The organism is Streptomyces sp. NPDC018263, assembly GCF_055562575.1.
The window spans coordinates 234,623-255,800 of record NZ_JBVHFA010000001.1; the positions used below are offsets into that span (position 1 = coordinate 234,623).

Sequence of the window (21,178 nt, forward strand, 5' to 3'; positions counted from 1 at the left end):
GGTTGAGACAGGGCGTCCCCTGGGAAGGTGATCTTCCAGGGGGCGCCCTACTCTTGTGACCCATGTCCTCGGCGCCCTTCACCTACGAGCCGGTCGGCGCGACCCGCGACGATCTCGCCGTCTGCCCGCCCGGCTTCCACCACCTCTTCTCCCGCACCCGGATCGGCGAGGGTCCGGGCGTGTTCCGCCGGGCCACGGAGGCGGTCCTGACCTGGGAGATGCACCGGGCGATGGGCGTCGGCATGGAGACCGGCGCCGAGCGCGCGACCCCCGGCACCGAGGTCACGGTCAGCCTCGGCGGGATGATCAAGGCCCCGTGCCGGGTCGTCTGGGCCGCCGACGAACCCCGCCGCGCGGGCTGGGCGTACGGCACCCTGCCGGGCCACCCCGAGGACGGCGAGGAAGCCTTCGTCGTCGAGCGCACCGGCGACGGCACGGTCTGGCTCACGGTCGCCGCCTACAGCCGCCCCGCCAAGTGGTACACCCGCACCGCCGGCCCCCTCGCCCGCGCCCTCCAGCACGCCTACGCCCGCCGGTGCGGCGCGACCCTGAAGCGGCTGTGCGCGGACGAGGCCGAGGACTAGGGCCTTCCCTTCCGGATCGGGCCCCGCCTGGTCGCCGGTCACCTCAGCGCAGCAGCACCCCCGCCGACTCCACCGCCTCCTGGGACGGTGACGTCACCAGGCCCGTTTCCGCTGTGGAGGCGAGGAGGCGGTGGGCGGGGAGGATGCGGACGGTGTAGCCGAAGGGGCCGGTGCGGTCGAGGAAGAGAGGGCCCTCGTAGAGCCAGCGGCCCTCCAGGTCGGGGTTGCCGACCGGCTTCAGCGGGACCGTGCCGGCATCGGTGATGCGGTCGCCGGAGTCCACCCGCCCGGAGACGACCTGGACCTCCACGTCGTCCGGGGTCAGCTCACCGAGCCCCACCCGCACCCGTAGGCCGACGCTGGAGCCCAGCTCCGCCGTGGCGGTGGGCGCGGTGGTCTCCACGTGGTCCACGCTGACCCCCGGCCACGCGGACCGCACCCGCGCCTTCCAGTCGGCCAGTTCGCGCGCGGTGTCCGGGGCGAGAGCCCGGTGGGCCTGGGCGGCCGGGGCGTAGAGCCGCTCGACGTACTCGCGGACCATGCGGCCGGCCAGCACCTTCGGGCCGAGCAGGGTGAGGGTCTGGCGGACCATCTCGATCCACCGGTCGGGCAGCGAGGCCCGGCCGCGCTCGTAGAAGCGGGCGGTGACCCGGCCCTCCAGGAGTTCGTACAGCGCGGCGGCCTCGATGTCGTCCCGGCGCTCGTGGTCGGTGGCCGCGCCGTCCGCCGTGGGGATGGCCCAGCCGAAGTCGGGCTGGAACCATTCGTCCCACCAGCCGTCCAGCACCGAGAGGTTGAGACAGCCGTTCAGCGCGGCCTTCATCCCGGAGGTGCCGCACGCCTCCAGCGGGCGCAGCGGGTTGTTCAGCCAGATGTCGCAGCCGGGGTAGAGCTTCTGCGCCATGCCCATTCCGTAGTCGGGCAGGAACACGATCCGGTGCCGCACCCGAGGGTCGTCCGCGAACCGCACCAGTTCCTGGACGAGCTTCTTGCCGCCGTCGTCCGCCGGGTGCGCCTTGCCCGCCACCACGATCTGCACCGGCCGCTGCGGATGCAGCAGCAGCTCGGTCAGCCGCTCCTTGTCCCGCAGCATCAGGGTGAGCCGCTTGTACGAGGGCACGCGCCGGGCGAAGCCGATGGTGAGCACATCGGGGTCGAGCACCCCGTCGATCCAGCCCAGCTCGGCGTCGGCCGCCCCGCGCTGCCGCCAGGAGGCGCGCAGCCGGGACCGTACCTCCAGCACGAGCTGTTCGCGCAGGGTGCGGCGCAGCTCCCAGATCTCCTGGTCCGGGATCTCCGCGACCGCGTCCCAGCGCTCGGAGCCGCCGACGGTGAGCGCGTCCTCGGCCCGCTGCGCACCGAGCGTGCGGGAGCCGAGCCGCAGCACCTCGGGGGCGACCCAGGTCGGGGCATGCACCCCGTTGGTGACCGAGGTGATCGGCACCTCCTGGGCGTCGAACCCCGGCCAGAGCCCGGCGAACATCTCCCGGCTGACCTGCCCGTGCAGCAGGGACACCCCGTTGGCCCGCTGGGCGAGGCGCAGGCCCATCACGGCCATGTTGAACAGGCCCGGCTCGCCGCCGGGGTAGGTCTCGGTGCCCAGCGCCAGCACACGGCGCGGGTCGAGGCCGGACAGCTCGGCGTCGGGCCCGAAGTGCCGGGCGACCAGGTCCCGGTCGAAGCGGTCGATCCCGGCGGGGACGGGGGTGTGCGTGGTGAACACCGTCCCGGCCCGTACGGTCTCCAGCGCCGCGTCGAAGTCGAGGCCCCCCTTGTCCGGCTCGCCCAGTTCGGCGATGCGCTCCAGGCCGAGGAACCCGGCGTGCCCCTCGTTGGTGTGGAACACCTCCGGTTCGGCGTGCCCGGTGAGCCGGCAGTAGGTGCGCACGGCGCGGACACCCCCTATGCCGAGCAGCATCTCCTGGAGCAGCCGGTGCTCGCTGCCGCCGCCGTAGAGCCGGTCGGTGACGCCGCGTTCGGCGGGGTCGTTCTCCTCCACGTCGGAGTCGAGCAGCAGCAACGGCACCCTGCCGACCTGCGCGACCCAGATCCGGGCGTGCAGGGCGCGCCCGCCGGGGAGGGCGAGGGAGACACGGGCAGGGGTTCCGTCGTCCTCCTTGAGCGGGGTGAGGGGCAGCTCGTTGGGGTCGAGGACGGGGTAGTGCTCCTGCTGCCAGCCGTCACGGGAGAGGGTCTGGCGGAAGTAGCCGTGCCGGTAGAGCAGGCCGACGCCGATCAGCGGTGCGCCGAGGTCGCTGGCGGCCTTGAGGTGGTCGCCGGCCAGGATGCCGAGGCCGCCGGAGTACTGGGGCAGGGCCGCGGTGATGCCGAATTCCGGCGAGAAGTACGCGACCGCCGCGGGCAGCCCGTCACCCTGCTGCTGGTACCAGCGGTCGCCGGTCACGTAGTCGTCCAGGTCGTCGGCGACCGCGGTCAGGCGGCGCAGGAAGCGCCGGTCCTGCGCCAGCTCGGCGAGCCGGGCGGGGCTCACCCGGCCCAGCAGCCGCACCGGGTCACCCTCGGCGGCGGCCCAGTGCTCGGGGTCCACGGACTGGAACAGGTCGCGCGTCTCCGCATGCCAGGACCAGCGCAGGTTGCGCGCCAGGTCGCTGAGCGGCCGGAGGGGTTCGGGGAGAACTGGACGGACGGTGAACCGACGGATCGCCTTCACATTCCACCTCGGACGCATCGCATGGTGAGACGCACGGCGCTGTACGTCTCGTCGTCATTGTCGACGGTAGTGGTTACCGGGGCGTCACCGGGGACGCATCCGGGTGAAGCGGCCCGAATACGGCACATCCGGTACGCAGGGGAACGGAGCGCGGACGAGGGGCGCGCGGTGCACAAGTGCCGGGAAGTGCCGGGAAGCACCGGAATTGGCCGAACCCCGCCGTACCGGGGGGAGTCAAGGCACGCCGGGCGGGAATCCGGGAGACGTAAGGCCGGACCCGTACGCGGCTGTACGCGCGAGTAGTTGACCCAAGTTCCGGATTGCCCACCCGAACCGGGTGGGAAGGCTCCCCCGGTACGACGCATCAGGCACCACAGCACCGCAGCAGGAACCGTCGCCCGCACACCCGGCCCACACCCAAGTCGACGCGGACAGGAGCGGTCATGCCCGCCACGCACCACTCGTCAGCACCGGTGACCCCCGGCAAGGCGGCCGGCAGAAAACCGGCCCGGCCCGCCCACAAGGCTCCACCGCAGGACACCGCCCCGACCGCACCCCCCGAGCCCCCCGCCGGGCAGCCCGTGACGGGCCGCATCCCGGTCCTGGACGTGCGGCCGGTGGTCCAGGGCGGGCGCAGGCCCGCGAAGGCGGTGCCGGGCGAGGTCTTCGAGGTGTCGGCGACCGTCTTCCGCGAGGGGCACGACGCCGTCGCCGCCGATGTCGTGCTGCGCGACCCGGACGGCCGCCCCGGCCCCTTCACCCCGATGCGCGAACTCGCCCCCGGCACCGACCGCTGGGGAGCCACGGTCAGCGCGGACCGGCCCGGCAACTGGACCTACTCGGTGGAGGCGTGGTCCGACCCGGTCGCCACCTGGCGGCACACCGCCGAGATCAAGATCCCGGCCGGCATCGACACCGAGGCGGTCCTGGAGGAGGGCGCGCGGCTGTACGAGCGTGCGGCCGCCGGCGTCCCGGAGAAGCTCCGGAAGACCGTGCTGGACGTGGTCACGGCCCTGCGCGACGCGGACCGCCCGGCCGCCTGGCGGCTGGCCTCCGCCCTGGCCCCGGAGGTCTCCGAGATCCTGTCCCGCCACCCCCTGCGCGAACTGGTCACGGCCTCCGACCCCCTCCCCCTCCAGGTGGAGCGCCGGCGGGCGCTGTACGGCTCCTGGTACGAGTTCTTCCCCCGTTCCGAAGGCACGGTGGACGAGCCCCACGGTACGTTCCGTACGGCGGAGCAGCGTCTGGAGGCCATCGCGGAGATGGGCTTCGACGTGGTGTACCTCCCGCCGATCCACCCGATCGGCACCACGCACCGCAAGGGCCGCAACAACACGCTGACCGCGACCCCGGACGATGTGGGTGTTCCGTGGGCGATCGGCTCCCCCGAGGGCGGTCACGACGCGATCCACCCGGACCTCGGCACGCTTGAGGACTTCGACCACTTCGTGGGCCGGGCGGGCGAGTTGGGCCTCGAAGTCGCCCTGGACTTCGCTCTCCAGTGCTCCCCCGACCACCCGTGGGTGGAGAAGCATCCCCAGTGGTTCCACCACCGCCCCGACGGCACGATCGCCTACGCCGAGAACCCGCCGAAGAAGTACCAGGACATCTATCCCATCGCCTTCGACGCCGACATGGACGGCCTGGTCACCGAGACGGTACGGGTGCTGCGGCACTGGATGGACCACGGCGTCCGCATCTTCCGCGTCGACAACCCGCACACCAAGCCCGTGGTGTTCTGGGAGCGCGTGATCGGGGAGATCAACCGCGCCGACCCCGATGTCATCTTCCTGGCGGAGGCGTTCACGCGTCCGGCGATGATGCACACCCTCGCCCAGATCGGCTTCCAGCAGTCGTACACCTACTTCACCTGGCGCAACGACAAACGGGAGTTGACGGAGTACCTCACCGAACTCTCGGGGGACGCGGCCGCCTACATGCGGCCCAACTTCTTCGCCAACACCCCGGACATCCTGCACGCCTACCTCCAGCAGGGCGGGCGCCCGGCCTTCGAGGTGCGGGCGATCCTCGCGGCGACCCTCTCCCCCACCTGGGGCATCTACAGCGGCTACGAACTCTGTGAGAACGAGCCGTTGAAGGCGGGCAGCGAGGAGTACTGGGACTCGGAGAAGTACCAGCTCAAGCCGAGGGACTGGGAGGCGGCCGCCCGCGAGGGACGCACCATCGCCCCGCTCATCACCAAGCTCAACGAGATCCGCCGGGAGAACCCGGCCCTGCACCAGCTCAGGGACATCCACTTCCACCACGCGGACCAGGACGGAGTGATCGTCTACTCCAAGCGCAGCGGTTCGAACACGGTTCTGGTGGTCGCCAACCTCGACCCGCACCACACCCAGGAGGCCACGGTCTCGTTGGACATGCCGCAACTCGGCCTCGACTGGCACGAGTCGGTGCCGGTGCGCGACCTGCTCACCGGCGAGTCCTATCACTGGGGCAGGGCCAACTATGTGCGACTCGAACCGGGTCGTCGACCCGCGCATGTGTTCTCGGTTCTGCGACCGTCCAACCCGCGGATCGGAGGGTCACCCGCCATATGATCGTCAACGAGCCCGTTCCCGACACCTTCGAGGACACTCCGGCCAAGGACCGGGACCCCGAGTGGTTCAAACGTGCCGTCTTCTACGAGGTCCTGGTCCGCTCCTTCCAGGACAGCAACGGCGACGGTGTCGGTGACCTCAAAGGTCTGACCGCCAAACTCGACTACCTGCAATGGCTCGGCGTGGACTGTCTCTGGCTCCCGCCGTTCTTCAAGTCGCCCTTGCGCGACGGTGGTTACGACGTCTCCGACTACACGGCCGTGCTCCCCGAGTTCGGGGACCTCGCGGACTTCGTGGAGTTCGTGGACGCCGCGCACCAGCGGGGCATGCGGGTCATCATCGACTTCGTCATGAACCACACGAGCGACCAGCACCCGTGGTTCCAGGAGTCCCGCAACAACCCCGATGGCCCGTACGGGGATTACTACGTCTGGGCCGACGACGACAAGCAGTTCCAGGACGCCCGGATCATCTTCGTCGACACCGAGGCGTCGAACTGGACGTACGACCCGGTGCGCAAGCAGTACTACTGGCACCGCTTCTTCTCGCACCAGCCGGACCTCAACTACGACAACCCGGCCGTGCAGGAGGAGATGATCTCCGCCCTCAAGTTCTGGCTGGACCTCGGCATCGACGGGTTCCGGCTCGACGCGGTGCCGTATCTCTACCAGCGCGAGGGCACCAACTGCGAGAACCTCCCGGAGACCCATGACTTCCTCAAGCGGGTCCGCAAGGAGGTCGACGAGCAGTACGCGGACAAGGTCGTACTGGCGGAGGCCAATCAGTGGCCCGAGGACGTGGTCGACTACTTCGGCGACTACTCCACCGGCGGCGACGAATGCCACATGGCGTTCCACTTCCCCGTCATGCCCCGCATCTTCATGGCCGTCCGCCGTGAAAGCCGCTACCCGGTCTCCGAAATCCTCGCCAAGACCCCCGCGATCCCCACCAATTGCCAGTGGGGCATCTTCCTGCGCAACCACGACGAGCTGACCCTCGAAATGGTCACCGACGAGGAACGCGACTACATGTGGGCCGAATACGCCAAAGACCCGCGTATGCGCGCCAACATCGGCATCCGCCGCCGCCTCGCCCCGCTCCTCGACAACGACCGCAACCAGATCGAGCTGTTCACCGCCCTGCTGCTCTCCCTGCCGGGCTCGCCGATCCTGTACTACGGCGACGAGATCGGCATGGGCGACAACATCTGGCTCGGCGACCGCGACGCCGTCCGCACCCCCATGCAGTGGACCCCCGACCGCAACGCCGGCTTCTCCTCCTGCGACCCCGGACGCCTGTTCCTGCCCACCATCATGGACCCGGTCCACGGCTACCAGGTCACCAACGTCGAAGCCTCCATGTCCTCCCCGTCCAGCCTCCTGCACTGGACCCGCCGCATGATCGAGATCCGGAAACAGAACCCCGCCTTCGGGCTCGGCTCCTACACGGAGCTGGTCTCCTCCAACCCGGCGGTGCTCGCGTTCCTGCGGGAGTACGAGGACGACCTCGTGGTCTGCGTGCACAACTTCTCGCGGTTCGCGCAGCCCACCGAGCTGGATCTGCGCCAGTTCACCGGGCGGCACCCGGTGGAGCTGTTCGGCGGGGTGCGCTTCCCGGCCGTCGGTGAGCTGCCGTACCTGCTGACGCTGGCCGGGCACGGCTTCTACTGGTTCCGGCTGCGCCAGGACGCCGCGTAGTCCGGGTAGTTGCGACCGAGCGGGGCGGCGGCCACCGGTTTCCACCGCCCCGCTCGGGGCACCGTTCAGTAACACCCCGACGACCCGGGGAAAGGACGTGACGCCCATGGCGGAAACGGTCACCCCCTCCAGCACGTCAGGTACCACAGCCGAGCTGCTCGAATCGCTCGATCCCCTGTTGCGCGAATGGCTGCCCCGGCAGCGCTGGTTCGCCGGGAAGGGGCGCGCGGTCACCGGATTCGACCTGGTGGCGGCCACCGAACTCCTGCCCCCCGAGGGGAGGTTGGGTCTCTACCACGTACTGCTGCGCGTCCACCAGCCACCGGTGCCGGGCGCTCCCCCGCAGCCCGGTGACTGCTACCAGTTGCTGATAGGCGTGCGCGAGGCGCTGCCGCCCCGGCTGGCGCCCGCGCTGATCGGCCATGTCGTGGACGGCCCGCTCGACGGGCGCACGGTCTACGACGCCCTGTACGACCCCCGGCCCGCCGAGGTGCTGCTGGAGGCCCTGCGCACCGGCGCCCGCGTCGGCGCGCTGCGCTTCGAGCGGGACCCGGCGCACGAGATCCGCGACCAGTTGGTGGCCCGGCTGATGACCGCCGAGCAGTCCAACTCCTCGGTGGTGTACGGCGATACGTTCATCCTCAAGCTGTTGCGCCGGGTCACCGCCGGCGTCAACCCCGACCTGGAGCTGCCGCTCGCCCTGGCCCGTGAGGGCTGCGCGCGGGTGCCCGCGCCGGTGGCCTGGCTCCGTGCCGACCTGGACACCGAGCCGTACGTCCTCGCGGTGCTCCAGCCGTTCATGAACGGCGCGACCGACGGCTGGGAGCTGGCCCTGCGCGAGCTGGCCAAGGGCGAGGACTTCACACGGGAGGCACGGGCGCTCGGCCGGGCCACCGCCGAGGTGCACACCGCCCTCGCCCGCGCCCTGCCGACGGTCACCCTCGGCCATGCCCAACTGGAGCTGATGGCAGGAGGGATGACCGAGCGGCTGGCGGCTGCCGTACAGGCGGTGCCGGCGCTGCGGCCGTACGAGACCGGGTTGCGCTCGGCGTTCGAGGCGCTGGCCGACCTGGCCCGCGAGGGGCAGACCTGGACCGCGCAGCGGGTGCACGGTGATCTGCACCTCGGACAGTGCCTGCGCTCGCCGGGCGACGGCTGGTCGCTGATCGACTTCGAGGGCGAGCCGTCCCGTCCCCTGGCCGAGCGGCGCATGCCGCAGCCCGCCGTGCGTGACATCGCGGGCATGCTGCGCTCCTTCGACTACGCGGCCCACTCCGCGAAGACCCCGGCGCCCGACTGGGCGCACGCCTGCCGGGCCGCCTACTGCACCGGGTACGCCGAGGTCACCGGCCGCGATCCCCGTACCGACCCGGTGATGCTGCGCGCGTACGAGACCGACAAGGCGATCTACGAGGTCGTCTACGAGGCCCGGCACCGGCCCGAGTGGCTGGCGGTCCCGATGTCGGCAGTGCGCCGCCTCGCCACCCCCGACCTGTCATGAGCCCGACCTGACCCCGACCGGGAGACTCGTCCGTGACGTCCAAGAAGCCAGCCGGCCCGAAGAGCAAGTCCGGCAAGAAGCAGGCCAAGTCCTCGCAGGCGGCACCGGTGAAGCAGGTCCGGGCGAAACCCGGCAGGCAGGCGGACTCGCCGGAGAACGCGCCCGCGATCCCGAAGGCGCGTACTCCGGAAGTACCCGCGGTCTCGCCGGCTCTGGAGCGGGCCGACCGTGAGCGGCTGCTCGCGGGCACGCATCACGACCCGCACACCGTGCTGGGCGCGCATCCGGTGCCCGGCGGGGTCGCCTTCCGGGTGTTCCGGCCGTACGCGGAGGCGGTGACCGTCGTCTTCGAGGACGTGCGGGCCGAGCTGCGCGACGACGGGGAGGGCTTCTTCTCCGGCCTGCTCCCGCTGGCCGAGGTCCCGGCCTACCGGCTGTTGGTGTCGTACGACGGCACGGTGCACGAGACCGAGGACCCGTACCGCTTCCTGCCCACGCTGGGTGAGCTGGACCTGCATCTGCTGGGCGAGGGGCGGCACGAGGAGCTGTGGCAGGCGCTCGGGTCGCGGGTGCTGACCCAGCAGGGCGTGACCGGCACCCGGTTCGCGGTGTGGGCGCCGAACGCGCTCGGGGTGCGGGTCGCGGGCGGCTTCGACTTCTGGGACGCGACCGGCTTCCCGATGCGCTCGCTGGGCTCGTCCGGGGTGTGGGAGCTGTTCGTGCCGGGCGTCGGGGAGGGTGAGCTGTACAAGTTCGAGATCACCCGCCCGGACGGCTCGCGCACCCTGCGCGCGGACCCGATGGCCCGCCGTACGGAGGTGCCGCCGGCCACGTCCTCGATCGTGGACGTCTCGCACCACGAGTGGGGCGACGCGGAGTGGATGGCCCACCGCGCGGACCGCCCGGTGCACGAGGCGCCGTTCTCGGTGTACGAGGTGCACCTACCGTCCTGGCGTCCGGGCCTGACCTACCGTCAGCTCGCCGAGCAGCTTCCCGCTTATGTAGGCGATCTCGGCTTCACGCACGTCGAGTTGATGCCGGTGGCCGAGCATCCCTTCGGGGGTTCCTGGGGCTATCAGGTCACTGGGTTCTACGCCCCGACGGCCCGGCTCGGCACCCCCGACGACTTCAAGTACCTGGTGGACAAGCTGCATCAGGCGGGCATCGGGGTGCTGATGGACTGGGTGCCCGCCCATTTCCCGCGCGACGAGTGGGCGTTGGCCGAGTTCGACGGGCGCCCGCTGTACGAGCACGGCGATCCGCTGCGGGCCGCCCATCCGGACTGGGGCACGCTGGAGTTCGACTTCGGGCGGCGCGAGGTGCGGAACTTCCTGGTGGCCAACGCGGTGTACTGGTGCGAGGAGTTCCACATCGACGGGCTCCGCGTGGACGCGGTCGCCTCGATGCTCTACCTCGACTACTCGCGCGAGGCGGGCCAGTGGACGCCGAACGAGTTCGGCGGGCGGGAGAACCTGGACGCGGTCGCCTTCCTCCAGGAGATGAACGCCACCGTCTACCGGCGCTGCCCCGGCGTGGTCACCATCGCCGAGGAGTCCACCGCCTGGGACGGCGTGACCCGGCCGACCCACCACAAGGGCCCGAGCGGCTTCGGCGGGCTGGGCTTCGGGCTGAAGTGGAACATGGGCTGGATGCACGACTCGCTGGCCTACATGAGCCACGAGCCGGTGCACCGCAAGTACCACCACCACGAGATGACCTTCTCGATGGTGTACGCGTACAGCGAGAACTACGTCCTGCCCATCTCCCACGACGAGGTCGTGCACGGCAAGCGGTCGCTGGTCTCCAAGATGCCGGGCGACTGGTGGCAGCAGCGGGCCAACCTGCGGGCCTACCTGGCCTTCATGTGGGCCCACCCCGGCAAGCAACTGCTCTTCATGGGGCAGGAGTTCGCGCAGGGCGCCGAGTGGTCCGAGGCGCACGGCCCGGACTGGTGGCTGCTCGACCCGGCCTACGGTGCCGAGTCCGAGCACCGGGGCGTACGGGAGCTGGTCCGCGACCTGAACACCGCGTACCGGGCGACCCCGGCCCTGTGGGAGCGGGACACCGATCCGGCGGGGTTCGAGTGGATCGTGGGGGACGCGGCGGAGGACAACGTCTTCGCCTTCCTGCGCCGCGACGCCGAGGGCGGCCCGCTGCTGTGCGTCGCCAACCTCTCCCCGCTGGCCCGCCACGACTACCGCCTCGGCGTCCCCGACGACATCCCCGCCTGGCACGAGACCCTCAACACCGACCTCGCCCGCTACGGCGGCGGCGACGTGGCCAACCAGGACACCCTCAAGCCCGAACCCCAGCCCTGGCACGGCCGCCCGACCAGCATCCGCCTGACCCTGCCACCGCTCGCGACGGTGTGGCTGCGGCCGGCGTGAGACCGCGACCGTCCGGGGGCCTTGAGAACGGCTCCCGGACGGACCCCGGTCACACCGTGAGCGCCGCCGGCACCTCGCCCGTGTGCAGTACGCCCAGGCGCTGGGTGGCGCGGGTGAGGGCCACGTACAGGTCGCTGGTGCCGTAGGCGGCGGGGTCGACGACCAGGACCGAGTCGAATTCCAGACCCTTGGACTGGCGGGGGTCGAGCAGGACCACGTTCCGGGTCAGGTCGGGCTCGGCGCCCGGTGTGACGCCGTCCAGCTCGGCGGCGAGGGTGGTGTGCAGGGCGCGCGGCGCGATCACCGCGAGCCGTCCCTCGGCCGGGGTCAGTTCGGCCACCGCCTGCGCGACCGCGCCGGGCAGGTCGCCGGAGGCGTCGCGCACCCAGGGGCGTACGCCGGTGGAGCGGACCGAGCTGGGCGGCTCGAAGTCCGGGTGCTCGGCGCGGACCACGGCGGCGGCGAGGTCCATGATCTCCGACGGGGTGCGGTAGTTGACCCCGAGCCGGGTGTGCTCCCAGCGGTCCTCGACGTAGGGCTGAAGGATGTCCGACCAGGACCCGACCCCGGCCGCCTCGGCCGTCTGCGCGGGGTCCCCGACCAGGGTCATGGAGCGGGTCGGGCTGCGCCGCATCAGCAGCCGCCACGCCATCGGGGACAGCTCCTGCGCCTCGTCCACGATGATGTGCCCGAACGCCCAGGTGCGGTCGGCGGCCGCGCGCTCGGCGGCACTGCGGTGGTCGTCCTCCTCGTGCCGCTCCGCGAACCGCTCGGCGTCGATGATGTCGTGCGCGGACAGCACCTCGGAGGACTCCGGGTCGTCCTCCTCCTTGTCGTCGAACTCATAGGTGCGGGACGCGTACGACACGTCCAGCACGCCCTGCGCGTAAGCGATCTGCGTCTCCCGCTCCCGGTCGGCGCGGGCGCGGGCCAGCCGGTCGTCCTCGCCGAGGAGTTCGGCGGCCTCGTCCAGCAGGGGCACGTCCGCGACGGTCCAGGCTCGGGTGACGGGGCGGCGTACGGCGTCGGCGTCCTCGGGCGAGAGGTGGCCGTCGGGCTCGGCGAGGAAGTCCGCGACCAGCCGGCGCGGGGTGATCCGGGGCCACAACTGGTCGATGGCGGCCCAGACTTCGGGGTTCTCCGCGAGTTCGTCACGGATCTGGGTGATGTCGGAGGGGTCGAGCAGGCTGCTGCCGTCGTAGGGGTCGGTGCCCACGCGTTCGGCGTACAGGTCGGTGAGGGTGTTGAGGATGTGGCCCTCGAAGTGCTCGCGGGCCGCGTTGTGCGGCAGCTTGGCCGCGCGGGTGCGTTCGCGGGCGGTGGCGACCAGGCCCTCGTCGAGCATCAGCACCTCGCGGTCGTGCTCGACGGCGATCACCGGGTCCGGCAGCGCCTGCCGCTCGGCCACGACGGCGGCGAGCACGTCGGCCATCCCGGCGCGGCCCTTCACCACGGCCGCCTCGGGGGTGTCGGTGGCGGTGGCCCTCACGCCGGGGAACAGCTCCCCGACCGTGGCCAGCAGGACGCCGGTCTCACCGAGCGAGGGCAGCACCTCCCCGATGTAGCCGAGGAAGGCGGGGTTGGGGCCGACGATGAGCACCGCGCGGCGGGCGAGCAGTTCGCGGTGCTCGTAGAGCAGGTAGGCGGCGCGGTGCAGGGCGACCGCGGTCTTGCCGGTGCCGGGACCGCCCTCGACCACCATGACGCCCCGGTGCGGGGCCCGGATGATGTCGTCCTGCTCGGCCTGGATGGTCTGCACGATGTCGTTCATGCGGCCGGTGCGGGCGGTGTTCAGCGCGGCGAGCAGGACGGCGTCGCCGGTGGGGTCCTCGTGGCCGGTGCGGGTGTCGTCACCGAGGTCGAGGATCTCGTCGTGCAGCGCGGTGACGGTGCGGCCCTCGCTGGTGATGTGCCGGCGGCGGCGCAGGCCCATCGGGGTGTGCCCGGTGGCCACGTAGAAGGGGCGGGCGACGTCGGCGCGCCAGTCGATGAGGACGGGGGTGCGCTCGGTGTCCTCGCGGCGCAGGCCGATACGGCCGATGTGGTGGGTGGTGCCGTCGGCGAGGTCGATCCGGCCGAAGCAGAGCGAGCCGTCGACGGAGTTCAGCGCGGCGAGCAGCCCGGAGCGCTCGGCGACCAGGATGTCCCGCTCCAGCCGTGCCTGCTGGGGCTTGTCGCCCTGCGCGAGGGCGTCCTTGACCCCGGTCTCGGCGTCTTCCCGCAGCTCGTCCACGCGCTCGTAGAGTCCGTCGATGAATTCCTGCTCGAACCGCAATTCATCGTCGGGAAATTCGGTGTTTGACAATTCCACTCCCGCCCGCATATACTGTGCTCATCAGCTTCCGCATGACCTCTTCCAAAAAGAAGTCGCGAACGGTCCAATATACCGAAAGAAATCCCCCGGGCGCCAATGCCCGGGGGATTTCTTTGCTTGCGGACTCCTTGTTCAGAGCAGGTCGGCCAGCTCCTCCAGCAGCTTGCGCCTAGGGCGGGCGCCGACCATGGAGCGCACCGGCTCACCGTCCTGGAAGACCAGGAGGGTGGGGGTGGAGAGCACCTGGTAGGCGATGGTGGTCGCGGGGTTGCGGTCCACGTCGAGCTGGACCACCTTCAGCCGGTCGCCCTCCGCGAAGGCGATGTCCTTCAGCACCGGCGCGAGCTGCCGGCAGGGCCCGCACCAGTCGGCGGTGAACTGCACCAGCACCGGCAGATCGGCGCCGAGCACCTCCGCCTCGAAATTCGCGTCCGTGACTTCCTCAAGACCGCTGATGACACTCATGCCTCTCGCACTCCCAGCTCGCACACGGGTTCCGGACCCCCCGGAACCAGCGCCTCGGCGGCCAGCCCGGCCCGCGCCTCCTCGGCCCGCCGCAACTGCCCCGCGACCGTCTCCCGCACCGCCACCAGCTCGCCGATGAGCCGGTCCAGCTCATCCAGCTTCCGCCGGTACACCTCCCGCGACGCCGGACACGCGTCCCCCTCCGCGTGCCCGGCCCGCAGACACTCCACGAACGGCCGCGTCTCCTCCAGCTCGAACCCGAAGTCCCTCAGCGTGCGGATCTGCCGCAGCAGCACGAGATCCCGCTCGTCGTACTCCCGATACCCCTTGGCATCCCGCCGCGCGGGCAACAGCCCCCGGGTCTCGTAGTACCGCAACGCCCGCACGGTCGTCCCGGCCCGCTCGGCCAGCTCCCCGATTCGCATGGCTTCGACGGTAGGGGGTGACGTGGGCGTCAGGGCAAGGCGGTCAGGTGGGGGAACCGGCCCTGAGATGGTCGGAGAGCACCTGGAGCGCCGTCCAGGCGGCGGCGTCGGTGCCGTCGCCCAGGGGGTAGTGGAGGGCCGGGGCGGTCGCCGGACCGAGCTGCCGGGGCCGGACGGCCAGGGGCGGCCGACGGGCATGAGTGAGGCCGATGGTCCGTACGTCGCGCGCGCCGAGGGTGAAGGCGACCGGCAGGGGCGGGGGCTCCAGGTGCGGCGGCAGGGTGAGGTCGGCGCGGGCCCGGCGCAGGGTGGTGAGCATGGTGGTCAGACCGTGTTCGCCGACCAGCTTCCCGGCCAGGGCCTCCAGGGCGTCGAGGGGGACCTCACCGGGTGCGGCGAACCCGAGGGTCAGGGTGGTGTCCTCGGCCACTCCGGCGGTGGTGCGCGTGACGCGGTGCGTGGCGATGGCGGGCCGTTCGGGGGTGCCGATGACGACGAGGTGAGCCGGAGCGGGCGCCCGGTCGCGGGCCACCTCGGTCAACTGACGGCGCGACCAGGGCAGGTTCACCGGCTCCGCGGTGCCCCATCCGGCGGGCGGTGCGCCGGTGAGGTGGCGCCAGGCGGCTTCCAGCGCGCCGCCCAGCTCCAGCTCGGCGTCGGGTGCGTGCACCGTACGGAAGGACACGGTGAGCTGCCGGTGTCCCTCGGGCGTCACCCGCGACGTGAACGCGTCGGCGACCTCGATGCCGGGCGGGGCGAACGTACCGTCGCGCCAGGCGAGGCGGACGCCGGACAGGCCGTCGTGGTAGCCGCCCGCGGGGTCCCGGACCACCCACCGGTTGGGGGTGCCGCCGAGCGCGGTGCGCAGCGGCAGCGTCAGCCGGACGTGGGGCGGGGTGACGAGGTGGAACGCGCGGTCCGAGCGAGCCGTGGCGCGCAAGAGGTCGGAGAGCCACGCGGTGAGGGGGACGACGGGGCGATCCGCCAGGACCACCGCCGTGGAGTCGGTCAGTACGTCGACGACAGGCAGGACGGGACCGGAAGCCTCCGCCGGACGGTCCCCCTCGTCGGGCGACGTCACGCGGGCGGTGTGGCCGGCCTCGGGCGGCCAGGTGGTGCCGCCGAGCAGCATCGTCAGGCGTCCGCACACGGAGCCCGCGAGGGATTCGGCGGCGGGGACCGCCGTGGAGGCCCGTGTCTCGGTCCACCAGTACGGCGGTGCGGGTGCCTCGGCCCGCGCACCGAGCAGCCGCTCCGCCTCGCCGGGCGTGTGGACGAGGAGCGGGGCCTCGACCGACACCAGCGGGCGCCCGTCCGCCGTGCAGAGCTGGAGGACCGCGCCGTCGTCGGTGGCGGTCAGACCCAGTTCGGGTCCACCTGCGTGCAGCGCGGCCAGCAGGGCCCCGGTGTCGGGCATCTTCGGCGTGAGCGCGATGACGTCCTTGGTCACGCCGGTGCCTCCCCGGACCCGCTCTCCGCCGCGAGTGCCGTCTGGACGATCTGGTGGCGGCGGCCCCGGCGCACCAGGGTGCCCCGGCCCGGCGGCTGCGCGGAGGCGTACAGACCGGGGAAGAGCTGGCCCTCCGTGCGGTCTCCCGTCATCACCAGCGCCGTGGCGCCGGTCTCGCGCAGCGCCGTCAGGACCGGGTCGTACAGGGCGCGCGAGGCACCCGCGACGCGGCGCGCGACGACGAAGTGCAGTCCGATGTCCTGGGCGGCGGATATGTACGGCAGGAACGGCGCGAGAGGCTGTGACCCCGCCGCGGTGAGGACGTCGTAATCGTCGACCAGGATCACGATGCGCGGGCCGGTGAAGCCGGGTTCGTCGGCCATGGCGTCGGGGTCGACGGTGTCCGGGAGGCGCTTGCCCAACTCTGCCTCGATGCCGTTCGCCAGCGCGAGGGAGAGCTTGGCGTTGTGCGCGTAGCCGCCCCGATAAGGTTCCGGCACCGCGCGGCGTAGGCCCCGGCGGGGGTCGAAGACCGCGAACACCAGCTCATCCTCGCCGTACCGGTCGACGAGTGCGCCGGAGATCAGGCGGAGCAGGTTCGTCCTGCCGCACTCGTTGTCCCCGAGGACCAGCAGGTGCTGGTCGGTCCCGAACAGGTCCAGCACGACCGGGGCCAGGGATTCCTGGTCGACCCCGATCGGCACCGCGCGCGGCTCCTGGTCCGGGCCGGGCAGGCGCTGCGCGGGCAGGCGGGTCGGCAACACCCTTACGGGGGCTGCGGATTCACCGTGCCAGGTGGCCCGCAGGGAACGTGCGGCGGATTCCAGGGCCGGACCCAGGTCGGCCGCCGAGGCGCTCGCGTCGAGCCTCGGCAAGGCAACCTGGGCGAACAGCTTGCCGTCGGTCAGGGCCCGGCCGGGGGTGTCCGCCGGCAGGGTCTCGGAGAGCTTGCGGTCCACGGAGGAGTCGGCGGGGTCGTTCAGCCGGAGCTCGATCCGGCTGCCGAACATCGACTGCGTGGCGATGCGTACGTCGTTCCAGCGGAGCATGCCCGCCACGACGTGGATGCCGTAACCGCCGCCCCGCTTGAGCAGGTCGGCGACCGGCTCGTCCAGCTCGGCGAACTCGTCCCGGAGCGCGCCGAAGCCGTCGATGAGCAGCACCACGTCGGTGGAGCCCAGTTCGGGCAGTTCGCCCTTGGCGCGCAGGGCGCGGAGCTGGTCGACGGAGTCGATGCCGCGCTCGCGGAAGACCGTCTCCCGCTCGGCGAGCATGCCGCGCACCTCGGCGACCGTGCGGGCGGCGCGTTCGTGGTCGGCCCGTCCGGCGATACCGCCGACGTGCGGCAACCCGGCGAGCGCGCCGAGGCCGCCGCCGGCCAGGTCGAGCCCGTAGACCGCGACGTCGCGCGGGGTGTGCGTGACGGCCAGGGAGAGGGCCAGGGTGCGCAGCAGGGTCGTCTTGCCGGACTGGGGGCCGCCGATGACGGCGGTGTGGCCGCCGGCGGTGTTCAGATCGTGCACCCATCTGCTCTGCCACTGCCGCGCCGGATCGTCCAGCACTCCGAGCGGCACCCGCAATGGCCCGTCCAGTGCGGCCAGTTGCATGCCCTCGCCGGAGGCCCGCACCGGCCCGGCCGCTCCGGTCAGCGTCACCGCCTCGGGCAGCGGGGGGAGCCAGATCCGGCGCACCGGCTGTGCGGCGCCCGCCAGTTGGTCCACAACGACGGACAGCACCGTGGGCCCGGTCTCCCGCTCGCGCGGAGCGGTCGGCTGGTCGGCCTCCGAACCGGCCTGCGTGTTCAGGGTGTTGTAGGCCGGATAGGGCCACGCCGAGGGCTCGTCGCCCTCAATCGCCTCCGGCCCGACCGGCCCCCGGTACGCGCCGGAGACGAACCCCGCCTTGAAGCGCGTATAGGTGGAGGTGTCGACCTTGAGGTAGCCGAAGCCCGGCAGCGGCGGCAGGTTGAAGGCGTCCGGGGTGTCCAGGACCGTGCGCGACTCGTCCGCCGAGAAGGTGCGCAGCCCGAGCCGGTACGACAGATAGGTCTCCAGACCCTTCAGCCTGCCGCTCTCGATGCGCTGGCTGGACAGCAGCAGGTGCACGCCGATGGAGCGGCCGATCCGGCCGATGGAGAGGAACAGGTCGATGAAGTCCGGCTTGGCGGTGAGGAGTTCGCCGAACTCGTCGATCACGACGAACAGATGCGGAAGGGGCTCGAGGTCCGGCCGGGCACTCTCGCGCAGCGACCGGTAGTGCCCGATGTCGGCGATGTTCCCGGCGTCCTTCAGGACCTGCTGGCGCCGCTTGATCTCCCCGGCCAGCGAGGTGTGGACGCGCTCCACCAGGTCCGCCTGGTTCTCCAGGTTGGTGATGACACCCGACACATGGGGCAGCCCCGCGAACGGCGCGAAGGTGGCGCCGCCCTTGTAGTCGACCAGCACCATGGCCAGGTCCTCGGGCGGGTGCGTCGTCACCAGCCCGAGCACGAGGGTGCGCAGCAGTTCGCTCTTGCCGGAGCCGGTCGAGCCCACGCACAGACCGTGCGGCCCCATGCCGAGTTCCGACGACTCCTTCAGGTCGAGCAGGACCGGCCGGTGCCGGTCGTCCAGTCCGATCGGCACCCGCAGGAAGTCGCGCTCCCCACGCGGCGCCCACTGCCGCGGCAGGTCGAGCGCCGCCGGATCGTCGATGCCGAGCAGATACGGGAAGTCCACCGGCCCCGACACCGGGGCGCCCTCGGCGGACGACTCCGGGGACAGCCGCAGCGGCGCCAGCATCCGGGCGAGCCCCTCGGCCTCCGCCTCGCCGACCGGGTCCAGGGTCCCGAAGACGCGTACGACCCGCTCGCCCCGCAGGTCCTCGACGAGGATCCGGTCCTCGTCGACGACGATCCGCACCGCCACATCACCGGGCTCCTGCACCTGCTCGGCGAGCAGATGCACGACCGTCACCCCCATGTCGGCGAGGGTCACGGCCGAGTCCGGTCGCGGGAGTTCGGCCGCGTTGTGCCCGTACTCGTCGCTCACCACGAGCAGACGGCTGCCGAGGCCGAGCGCCTTGCGGTCGGCGAGTCCGCGGCGCACCTCGGCCGCGTAGGAGGCGCGCTTCTTCAGGTCGGCACCCATGACGCGAGCCAACTGGGTCGTGTCCGGTGCGATCCGGCGGGCGGCGATCGGGCCGTCGTCCGCGCCGGTGTCGAGGACGTGCGGTAGCCACTTGGCCCACTCCCACTCCGCCAGGCGCTCTCCGGGCACGCCGAGCCCGAGCGCCAGGTCGTCCGGTGCGTGCGTCACCGCGGCCTGGACGAGAAGCGCCCGCGCGACGCGCAGTACGCCCTCCCGGTCGCCGACCACGCTCACATCGCCCGCGCGGTCCAGCGGCACCGTCAGCGGATGGCCGGCGGACGTGGTGAAGCGGGCCTGGAGGGCGCGCGCCTCGTTCAGCATGAACGGGTCCGGCGGGGTGAGCACCCCGCCCGCCGTGTTCTGTCCGACCACCACGTCCTGCACCGGTACGTCGCCGACGCCCACCCGAACCTTCAGGAAGTCCGCGTCCGCGCGCCGTCGTTCCCACAGGCGGGCCGGGTCGCGCAGAAGGTCGTACAGGGCAGCCGGCGGCGGGCTGAGTTCCCGGGCCGCCTGCCGTCGCGCCCGCTCGGCCGCGCCCAGTTCCTCGCGCAGTTCCTCCAGGTACTCCAGATACCGCTCGCGCTGCACCCGGCGCTGGCGCTGGGCCTTGCCGCGCTGCGACAGGAACAGCGTCACCGCGCCCAGGAGCGCGATGACGAGCACGACCGCGCCGAGGCCGGCGAACTGGCTGGACCGGATGACGGTCATCATCACCACGGAACCCAGGACACCGGTCATGGGCAGCAGCGCGGTGGCCGCGCTGCCCATCTTGCCCTCGGGCAGGTTCGGCGGCGGCTCGATGGTCCGCGCCCCGGTCTCGGGCAGCGGGCGGGTGGCGCGGGCCGGCCGGTGGACCAGGTGCTGCGTCAACGGACCCGCACCGCCCGCCCGAGCGCCTCCGCCGCCAGCCGCGTGGTCGCGCCCCGAGTGGCGGACGCGAGCAGCTCCGTGCGTATGGGTCCGCCGGCCGCGAGATGCCGGTCGTAGGGCAGGTGCACGATGGTGACCCCTGTCTCGCGCAGATGCGCCGTGGCCGTCTTCAGGTCGAGATTCATGTCGGGTGTGCCCGAGGTGAGGGCGACGGTGGTGGAGGTCAGGGCGTCGTGCGGAAGCCCGGCCAGCCAGTCGAGGACGACACGGGTGCCGTCCACGCCTTCGGCGGTGAGCGGTGCGACGACGACGCGGGCGTGGGCGGTGTCCATCGCGGCGCGGGCCACTTCGGCGGGCAGCGTCTCGCAGTCCACCACGGTGACGGCGAAGTACCGGCGCAGTGCCTGCGTCACCTTGAGGTACACCCGCGTCTCCAGGGGCGCCCCGACCCGTCCTTGGCTCGCCGGCAGCAGCCAGCCGCCGTCCGGGACGGGCACCAGGTAGCCGGTGATGTCGGTGAGCTGCATCGACGGGGTAAGGATCTGGGCCAGTTCGGCGCACGACCACCGCACCGACTCCGCGCCCATCCGCACCGGCAGCGTGCCGAGCGCGGCGTCCGCCTCCAGCGCCAGCACCGGGTCGTGCCGGTAGTGGTGCAGGGTACGGGCGAGCAGCGTGGCGGTCGTCGTCTTGCCGACCCCGCCCCGGATCGACGTCACGGCGATCACCCGGCCGGTCGTCACCGGCTGCTGCAACTCCTGTGCGATCCGCGTCTCCTCCGCGACCTCCTGCGCGGCGGACGCGGCCAGCCGCCGGATCGAGCGTCCGGTGCGCCGGGTGACGGAGTCCCCGTGCTGCGGCCTGCCGAGGGCGACGGCGAGGCGGGGGTCGATGGTGGGGACGGACTCGGGGGTGGGCAGGGGTCGGGAGAGGGCTGTGGGGGTGCGGACGGCGGGGGACGTGCCCGTCCGCTTCTCCGGCACCGGCGCTTCGGGCGCGGTGCCGTGGTCCGTGGGTGTCGTGGCGTCCACCGCTGCCGGGCCCGGCGGGGATACGTCACCCCGGAGTTCCCGCAGCACGTCGTCCTGCCAGCCGTCCTGAGGCCGGGTCATGCCTGCCGCCTCC

Annotated in this window: 12 protein-coding genes; 5 read left to right on the plus strand and 7 right to left on the minus strand. The window is 72.1% G+C overall.

Going from position 1 to position 21,178, the window contains the following annotated elements; all coding sequences use genetic code 11:
* The first annotated feature begins 62 nt into the window (after positions 1–62).
* A complete protein-coding gene (locus ACZ3HQ_RS01080; RefSeq protein WP_467506907.1) occupies positions 63–584 on the plus strand; it encodes a DUF1990 family protein in 522 nt (173 codons plus the stop codon).
* A gap of 43 nt (positions 585–627) precedes the next feature.
* Here ACZ3HQ_RS01080 and ACZ3HQ_RS01085 read toward each other — a convergent pair whose 3' ends face one another.
* Positions 628–3,255 carry a glycosyltransferase family 1 protein gene (locus tag ACZ3HQ_RS01085; RefSeq protein WP_467506909.1) on the minus strand — a complete coding sequence of 876 codons (2,628 nt, stop codon included), beginning with the start codon at positions 3,253–3,255 and terminating at the stop codon, positions 628–630.
* A gap of 443 nt (positions 3,256–3,698) precedes the next feature.
* Between ACZ3HQ_RS01085 and ACZ3HQ_RS01090 the strand changes: the two genes are divergently transcribed.
* The 4 genes from ACZ3HQ_RS01090 (at position 3,699) to glgB (ending at position 11,398) form a co-directional block, all read left to right on the plus strand.
* The gene (locus tag ACZ3HQ_RS01090) at positions 3,699–5,813 is read left to right on the plus strand and encodes an alpha-1,4-glucan--maltose-1-phosphate maltosyltransferase (RefSeq protein ID WP_467506911.1); all 2,115 of its coding nucleotides are present in this window, start codon (positions 3,699–3,701) and stop codon (positions 5,811–5,813) included.
* The gene (gene treS / locus ACZ3HQ_RS01095) at positions 5,810–7,510 is read left to right on the plus strand and encodes a maltose alpha-D-glucosyltransferase (protein WP_467506913.1); all 1,701 of its coding nucleotides are present in this window, start codon (positions 5,810–5,812) and stop codon (positions 7,508–7,510) included. Before ACZ3HQ_RS01090 ends, treS begins: the two co-directional genes overlap by 4 nt.
* Positions 7,511–7,616: 106 nt before the next feature.
* Positions 7,617–9,011 (plus strand): maltokinase N-terminal cap-like domain-containing protein, encoded by a 1,395-nt coding sequence (locus tag ACZ3HQ_RS01100; RefSeq protein ID WP_467506915.1) that lies wholly within the window; start codon positions 7,617–7,619, stop codon positions 9,009–9,011.
* Positions 9,012–9,043: 32 nt separating this feature from the next.
* Positions 9,044–11,398, plus strand: coding sequence for a 1,4-alpha-glucan branching enzyme (gene glgB, locus ACZ3HQ_RS01105; protein ID WP_467506917.1), 2,355 nt, complete (start codon positions 9,044–9,046; stop codon positions 11,396–11,398).
* Positions 11,399–11,447: 49 nt separating this feature from the next.
* On the opposite strand, the gene ACZ3HQ_RS01110 is transcribed toward glgB, so the two are convergent.
* The 6 genes from ACZ3HQ_RS01110 to ACZ3HQ_RS01135 all read right to left on the minus strand — a co-directional run bounded on the left by ACZ3HQ_RS01110 (position 11,448) and on the right by ACZ3HQ_RS01135 (position 21,165).
* The gene (locus ACZ3HQ_RS01110) at positions 11,448–13,721 is read right to left on the minus strand and encodes a HelD family protein (RefSeq protein WP_467506919.1); all 2,274 of its coding nucleotides are present in this window, start codon (positions 13,719–13,721) and stop codon (positions 11,448–11,450) included.
* Positions 13,722–13,844: 123 nt separating this feature from the next.
* Positions 13,845–14,177: a thioredoxin family protein gene (locus tag ACZ3HQ_RS01115; protein WP_467506921.1), complete on the minus strand. Its 333-nt coding sequence runs from the start codon at positions 14,175–14,177 to the stop codon at positions 13,845–13,847.
* The gene (locus ACZ3HQ_RS01120; protein WP_467506922.1) at positions 14,174–14,602 is read right to left on the minus strand and encodes a MerR family transcriptional regulator; all 429 of its coding nucleotides are present in this window, start codon (positions 14,600–14,602) and stop codon (positions 14,174–14,176) included. Before ACZ3HQ_RS01120 ends, ACZ3HQ_RS01115 begins: the two co-directional genes overlap by 4 nt.
* Positions 14,603–14,645: 43 nt before the next feature.
* On the minus strand, positions 14,646–16,052 hold the full coding sequence (locus ACZ3HQ_RS01125) for a DUF6177 family protein (RefSeq protein WP_467506924.1): 1,407 nt from the start codon (positions 16,050–16,052) through the stop codon (positions 14,646–14,648).
* A complete protein-coding gene (gene eccCa / locus ACZ3HQ_RS01130; protein ID WP_467506926.1) occupies positions 16,049–20,053 on the minus strand; it encodes a type VII secretion protein EccCa in 4,005 nt (1,334 codons plus the stop codon). The genes ACZ3HQ_RS01125 and eccCa overlap by 4 nt, the downstream gene beginning before the upstream one ends.
* Positions 20,050–21,165, minus strand: a complete 1,116-nt coding sequence (locus ACZ3HQ_RS01135; protein ID WP_467506928.1) for a MinD/ParA family ATP-binding protein — start codon at positions 21,163–21,165, stop codon at positions 20,050–20,052. Before ACZ3HQ_RS01135 ends, eccCa begins: the two co-directional genes overlap by 4 nt.
* Between the last annotated feature and the right edge of the window lie 13 nt (positions 21,166–21,178).

Coding starts and splice junctions, on each gene's coding strand:
- ACZ3HQ_RS01115 (WP_467506921.1), bottom strand. CDS start 14,177: ATGAGTGTCATCAGCGGTCTTGAGGAAGTCACGGACGCGAATTTCGAG.
- treS (WP_467506913.1), top strand. CDS start 5,810: ATGATCGTCAACGAGCCCGTTCCCGACACCTTCGAGGACACTCCGGCC.
- ACZ3HQ_RS01120 (WP_467506922.1), bottom strand. CDS start 14,602: ATGCGAATCGGGGAGCTGGCCGAGCGGGCCGGGACGACCGTGCGGGCG.
- ACZ3HQ_RS01090 (WP_467506911.1), top strand. CDS start 3,699: ATGCCCGCCACGCACCACTCGTCAGCACCGGTGACCCCCGGCAAGGCG.
- ACZ3HQ_RS01080 (WP_467506907.1), top strand. CDS start 63: ATGTCCTCGGCGCCCTTCACCTACGAGCCGGTCGGCGCGACCCGCGAC.
- ACZ3HQ_RS01135 (WP_467506928.1), bottom strand. CDS start 21,165: ATGACCCGGCCTCAGGACGGCTGGCAGGACGACGTGCTGCGGGAACTC.
- ACZ3HQ_RS01110 (WP_467506919.1), bottom strand. CDS start 13,721: ATGCGGGCGGGAGTGGAATTGTCAAACACCGAATTTCCCGACGATGAA.
- ACZ3HQ_RS01100 (WP_467506915.1), top strand. CDS start 7,617: ATGGCGGAAACGGTCACCCCCTCCAGCACGTCAGGTACCACAGCCGAG.